The sequence below is a fragment of the Chamaesiphon sp. VAR_69_metabat_338 genome (assembly GCF_031423935.1).
In the GTDB taxonomy this organism is placed as follows: domain Bacteria; phylum Cyanobacteriota; class Cyanobacteriia; order Cyanobacteriales; family Chamaesiphonaceae; genus Chamaesiphon.
This window is the reverse complement of record NZ_JANPGM010000702.1, coordinates 1-6596: the sequence shown is the minus strand read 5'-3', so window position 1 is coordinate 6596 and position 6596 is coordinate 1. Positions and strand designations below refer to the sequence as shown.

General features: G+C 48.6%; 5 protein-coding genes. All 5 read right to left on the bottom strand.

The window, feature by feature from the left end:
* A partial coding sequence (locus tag RMO84_RS19620; protein ID WP_310490122.1) for a four helix bundle protein occupies positions 1-321 on the bottom strand: 321 nt, incomplete at its 3' end.
* A 42-nt stretch (positions 322-363) separates the two neighbouring features.
* Entirely contained in the window at positions 364-2169 is a 1806-nt protein-coding gene (locus tag RMO84_RS19615) for a methyl-accepting chemotaxis protein (protein ID WP_310490121.1), read from the bottom strand.
* Between the two features lie 163 nt (positions 2170-2332).
* Positions 2333-4126 (bottom strand): methyl-accepting chemotaxis protein, encoded by a 1794-nt coding sequence (locus RMO84_RS19610; protein ID WP_310490120.1) that lies wholly within the window; start codon positions 4124-4126, stop codon positions 2333-2335.
* Positions 4127-4211: 85 nt separating this feature from the next.
* The gene (locus RMO84_RS19605) at positions 4212-5240 is read right to left on the bottom strand and encodes a chemotaxis protein CheW (protein WP_310490119.1); all 1029 of its coding nucleotides are present in this window, start codon (positions 5238-5240) and stop codon (positions 4212-4214) included.
* A 111-nt stretch (positions 5241-5351) separates the two neighbouring features.
* Positions 5352-6539, bottom strand: coding sequence for a response regulator (locus tag RMO84_RS19600; protein ID WP_310490118.1), 1188 nt, complete (start codon positions 6537-6539; stop codon positions 5352-5354).
* Between the last annotated feature and the right edge of the window lie 57 nt (positions 6540-6596).

Here is a 6596-nt window from a genome sequence, read left to right as displayed (position 1 = left end):
ACTTGTCTCAGTTAATAACGCTAGCGTTTTCTCTAAATCATCTGTTTCTATATATTTCAATCGATGAGATAACAAAATTTGGGTTTCAAGCTCGCAAATAGATCCAAATGCAATAGCAATAAACTGTAAAAACTCCTTGGTTGAATTTCTACCATGTCCTTCAGCTAGATTTGAGGGGATAGAGACAGCAGCGCGACGAATTTGACTAGTCAATCCGTAAATTTCCGACTTAGGGAAAGAATCAGTGATTCGATAAACTCTTTCAGTTAAATCCATCCCTAATTGCCAAACTCTTAAGTCCCGAAAACTACTGATAGTCATCTTAATTTCATTCCCTATTCCCTATTCTCGATTCCCTATTCCCTAAACGACTGCCGCTTTCAACTCATCCGCCACCTGCGTCAACTCTCTGGTGGTCATCTTCACCTGGTGCATGCCGATCGCACTTTCTTGCGAACCTTGGGAGATATTGGTCATCGAGGTGAGTACCTGCTGAATCGATACTGCCTGTTGTTTGGCACTGGTGGAGATTTGTTGGGAGTTCAAGAACACGTTGTTGACGGCGTCAGTCACACCCGCGAAGGTGTCGGCGGTCGATCGAGCCAAGTCGATCCCTTCGAGTACTGTTTTACTACCTTCATCAGTTACCATTACCGTCCGGTTGATCGCTGCTTGAATGTCACTAGCCAGCAGGTTAATCTTATCGGCAGATTTTTTACTTTGGTCGGCAAGTTTCCGAATTTCGTCGGCAACTACGCTAAAACCTTTACCTTGTTCGCCCGCTCGGGCTGCTTCTACTGCTGCGTTGAGTGCGAGCATGTTGGTTTGACTTGCCAAGTCGGCCACGAGGTCGGAGACGATCGTAATTTGGCCGGTTTGTTCGCTGAGGTTGACGATTTGATTGGCGATCGCGTCTACTTTATCGCGGAGTCCAGACATCCCCTGGAGGGTCTGCTGTACCGATCGAGTCCCATCTTCAGCTAGCGAGAGAGCTTGGCGGGCACCATTGGCAGCCGCTTCAGCCTGGGCGGAAGACTGGAAGGAGATCGCGCCTAGTTCGTTAACTGTGGTACTGGTATCGATCGCCGAGTTGGCTTGCATGTTCACCGTGACCTCTTGCATTTCGACCGTATCGACGATCGCGCCCGAAGAACTGACGATCGAGTCGGCTAGCTTCCCGATAAATTTAGAAATCCGATTACCTAATAATACGGCTGAACCAACCGTTAGACCGGCCATCAATCCCGCCCCTACTAAGGTCGTCCACAACAGACGTTGAAGTGCTGCCGAAGCGGCTGTTTCATCAATGGCGGCAAATGCCGTCCACGGTAGTTCGGCCATGCCTTCTAGCTTCTCTAGTGGAGCTGCTGCAACTAGCTCGGCGCGACCGGCACGGCTACCGTTACTGTCGTTTTGGTGGCGGACTACTTCTTTACTCGTCCGCGCTTTCGCCAAATCCGGATCCTCAGCTTTGCCAGTATAGTCACTATTAGAACTGAGGAAGATTTTGCCAGTCTGTCGATCGAGAATGTGATAATCTTGGCTGCTGGTCGCAAAACTTTTGATGACTGATTCGAGCCGATCGATCGGTGCTCTCGTCCGCATCACCCCAATGAGGCTACCAGTTGCCAAGTCCTTAATCGGTGCGGCAAAGTGAATTACGTATTTACCCGTACTTTTGGATAGCTCTGGTGAGGAGATGACTGTCTTTCCAGTTTTGAGTACTTCTTTGAAGTAAGCGCGATCGAGGTGATTGCCTAATGGACTGCCTTTGGTCTGCGCGATCGGTTGGCCATTGAGATCGAAAGCCGCAATGCTGTCATAGACCCCATAACTTTGCATATACCGATCTAATAATGCAGCTCTAGTTTGTGAGGTCGCAATCTTAGCAATCTGGGGATCGGCAAAGACAGGTAATGAGGACAGAGTTGCGACGTCACCATTACGCTCGAAGACAAATCGGTTCAGTTTATCTGCTACCAATACCGCCCGCTCTGACTCAGCTTTGGTCGTTTGTTCTTGGTTGATGCTCGAAATCTGGATGTAGTTAAGCGTCCCGATCGTCGCGATCGGTGCTACACCTAAAGCGATCGCCACTAGTGTCGCTTTAGTTTTGAACGAGACGTTATTGAATTTGTCTTGGAAATTGGTTTTGAAGGTGGATAGCATTTTAGGGGATAGGGGATAGGGGTTAGGGGTTAGGGGGTGGAGAGGGGACAGGGGTTAGAGAATAGAGCGGGGTTAGGAGATTTAGATGGCTAGAATTATTTGTCTTGACGCGCTATGCGCGTTAATTTCTATCCCCTAACCTCTATCCCCTATTCCCTATCCCCTAACTCACCGCTGCTTGCAGCTCATCGGCAATCTGGGTGAGTTCTCTGGTGGAGGTTTTGACTTTGTGCATCCCGATCGCGTTTTCTTGCGAGCCTTGAGAGATGGTGTTCATCGCGCCGAGTACTTGCTGAATCGCGGCGGATTGGCGTTTGGTACTAGAGGAAATCTGCTGGGAGTTCAAGAACACGTTGTTGACGGCCTCGGCTACGCCCACAAAGGTGACTGCGGTATTTTCCGCAAGTTGAATCCCTTCGGTAGCTGTTTTGGTACCGCGATCGGTAGTCATGACCGTGCGGTTAATGGAGGTTTGAATATCCGTTGCCAGATCGTTAATTTTCTGAGCGGATTTTTTACTTTCGTCGGCAAGTTTCCGAATTTCACCCGCAACCACCCCGAATCCTTTCCCCTGTTCGCCCGCGCGGGCTGCTTCTACGGCGGCTTTAAGGGCGAGCATGTTGGTTTGTTTGGCCAGATCCGATACCAGGTCGGAGACGGTGGTAATCTGGCCGGTTTGTTCGCCGAGATTGGCGATTTGCTGGGCGATTTCATCGACTCGATCGCGCAAGTCGGACATCTCATGAATGGTCTTTTGCACCGCCTTGGTACCTTCTTCGGCGAGCGATAGAGCTTGTTTGGCTCCAGCTGCCGATGCATCGGCTTGTTCGGCGGTTTCCGTCGAAATCGATTCCAAGACGTTGATACTATCGGTGGTGGAGATCGCCGAATTCGCCTGTTGGTTGACTGAGATCTCCTGGATTTGAACTGTATCGGTGATTTCACTAGCAGAGACTGTAATCGTGGCGATCGCTTTTTGGATATATTTGGCAATCCGATCGGCCAACAACAGCGATATGCCGACTGTCAATCCGCCAGTGGCTGTAGCCCCAACTAAAATCGTCCACAATAGCCCTTGTAACTCCAAGTAGGCAGCAGCCTCATCGATCGTCGCTACTGCCGTCCAGGGTAGTTCGGTCATCCCTGCCAATTTTTCCAAGGGTGCCGCACTGATTAGTTCCGATCGATGGTGATTAGTCCCATTCGGTTGGCGGACGACTAACCCGCCTTTGGTGCGGGCAGCAAGCATTTCGGGAGATTCTGATTGGTTGATAAACTCGCTATTGGAACTAATAAATACTTTGTTAGTTTGGCGATCGAGGATATGATAATTCTCCTCTTTAGTTCCAAACTCTTTGAGTACTGTAGATAAGCGATCGACTGGAGTCCGCGTCCTAACTACGCCGATAATATTATTGGTAATTGAATCCCTAATTGGGGCGGCAAAAAATATCGAAATTTTGCCAGTATATTTACTAACTTCTGGTTCAGAAATCACTGTTTTGCCAGTTTTTACGGCATCTTTAAAATACTGCCGAGTTGAGTGATTGATTTTTGTTAATGATTCCCCTTTACTCTGAGCGACTAAATCACCTTTGACATCAAATACGGCAATACTGTCGTACACCTGGTAAGTTGCTACAAATCGATCCAGCAAGGTGTTTTTGTCTGCTAGCGAAGTAATGGCGGCGACTTTAGCAGTTGCAAAAATTGGTAGTGCCGAAATTACGGAAACATCACCATTGCGCTCGAAGACAAAGCGGTTGAGTTTATCCGCGATCGTGACTGCGCGCGCTTTTTGAGTTTTGACAGCTTGCTGTTGACTGGCAATCCTAACCTGGAGATAGTCGATCGTGCCGCTGACTACGACGGGGATCGTGCCTAAGGCGATCGCGAGGAGGATTGATTTGGTTTTAAAGGAGAGATCGTTGACTTTCGTCCACAAGTTAGTTGACATGGCTGTTGATAGTTAGTGACGCGATAGGGAATAAAATTAAAATATAAAATTTAGATCGATATTACTGAATGTAGAACGCGGATCGTCACACACTAGTCGGCAAAAATTCACGTTCGACTAACTCTTGGAGTTTGACTAAATACATCAACCCATCGGCATAATTGGTGACACCACTGAGATAGCCCCGCAGTCGATCGCTGACCGAAAGTGGTAGCTCATCAATCCGATCGGCAGCCAGGTAGCAGACATCAAAAATCCGATCGACAACAATGCCAATTTTGACTTTATCGATCTGGATGATGACCAGTTCTTGGCGCGGTAGGGTGGGAATTTGCAGGATGCTCCCGAGTTCGATAATTGGTAAGATTTCACCCCGCCAATTTAGCTGCCCTAATAGATAGGCTGGTGAAACTGGGACTGGAGAGAGAACGAATCGATCGAGTGCATCGACGTCGATCGTCAGTTCGAGCGGTAAGCCAATATATTCGCTACCGATTTGGACGACTAACACCCCTGCTGCCGTCGTAGTGCTCTGGGCTTTGATTACCGATTCCTTGAGTTGGAGCGCGCGGGTAGCAAAAGTAGCCCTGTCGGCGACTGTAGCCTCAGGACAACACCGACTGTAAAAATCAGCATCAGCTCCAGCCAAGATTGCTGGTTCCTCACCCAGTTCGGCGACTACAGCTGGCTCGCGAATCAACCGATCGAGATCGAGACAAGCAACTGGCTTGTCATTGCTCTGGGCGATACCGACGATCAAGTTGCGATCGATTTCAGCTTGACGACTCTGAATCAAAGCCATGTCGAGCGGTACGGGCGCGAGCGATTGCACGTCACATACCTCGTGAGCGACAATCCCGAGATAGGTACCTTGAAACTCAACCACGATGACGCGATCTGCCACATTGCAGCCAGAAAAACTCCGCCCAAATCGCAAATCTAAGTGCATCACTGGCACCATCCGCGATCGCCAATTAAAGATCCCGATCGTATCGATCGGCGCGGTAGCTAACGAGTACAACTCTGGCAACCAGCAGATTTCGCGCACAAAGGCAGTACTAATTCCATACAAGGAACCATGCAGACCAAAGACTAGATTTTGATTAGCTGACACGATCTCGATTACCTAATAACAACGACAAAGACTGGAGTGGACAGAATATATAAAAAGTAGGTTTTAAGTAGCTAGCACGATTTTTAGTAGCGATAAAAACTACTGGACTCATTATTGAATATGCCCACCCTTGGCATACTGATTAACAATTGCAATCAATTTTTCATCATTGAGCGGCTTGGTGAGATACTCAGTCGCACCAACCATTTCAGCAAGGGCACGATCGTAACTCTTATCCTTGGCCGTGAGCATCACGATCGGTAGTTGCGTAAATTTACTCATCCGGCGCAAGGTTTGACAGAGTTCGATCCCGTCGATCCCTGGCATCGTCACATCCAGCAGTAGCAAATCTACGGGCTGTCTGGCGAGCAAGTGCAGCGCACTCATGGCATCATTGGCCAGTAACACCTCGCAATGATCGCTTAATGCCCGTTTGATCCGCGTTTGGACGATCGGACTATCATCTACCGACAACACAATCGGCAAAGCAGCCGGAGGTGGCGGCTCTGGTTCAGCCGCACTCGGCGTTTGGCATTGCATCCAGCCCATTTGCACCCATTGAGCGTAGGAACGAGCTACCTGCAGCGGATCTCGATCGAGAGCGGTCGCAATTTCGACAATCGTGCGTTTGCCGTCAAACCACTTCTGGGTATGTTGTTCGATCGCTTTTTCCGCGATCTTGGCAGCCGTTGCTGGCGTTGGTGCTAGCGGTACCGCCGCCATACTCGGAATTAAGCTGTTGATTTTGATCCAGTACTGTTGGCGGGTATTGACTGTCATCATCAATTGATTCCAGTTCAAGCCATTGCCCTGGGCACCAAGATAAAAATCCACCTCAGGTTGGGGATTAAACCGATATTTACCGCCAAAACCGATCGCCTGTTCGAGGGCAAATACAGTTTGTCCCTGCGCCCAAGTTTCGATTTGTTCCCAAGTCAAGACATCACGCTGTACCAAAAACGTTAATAATTCGCGACTCGAATGCGGGTAGACCAACTGTTGGATCAGCCACCCATCGATCGATTGCGAATATTCTGGTTTGAACTTTTGGACTAATGTCCGAATTAGTTCGCCGCGATCGATTAATTTATTACCACCATATGTGATTTCACCTTTATACCAAATCAAGACTCGCTGCCAACTTCGATCGGGCTGGACATCTACTTCTAACTGAAGAATGCCAGTTACCTGCTGTTGTCTAAAAGACTCGATCGAGCGTGCGAGATCCTGTGATTGATAGGGAATTAATGGTAATGTTTCCCCTGGTATTAAGACATCACCCATCGACATTCCACTCATCTACCGATTCCATTGCATCTGAAGATTATCTTTACTATCGTTCCCAAATTTTGCGGG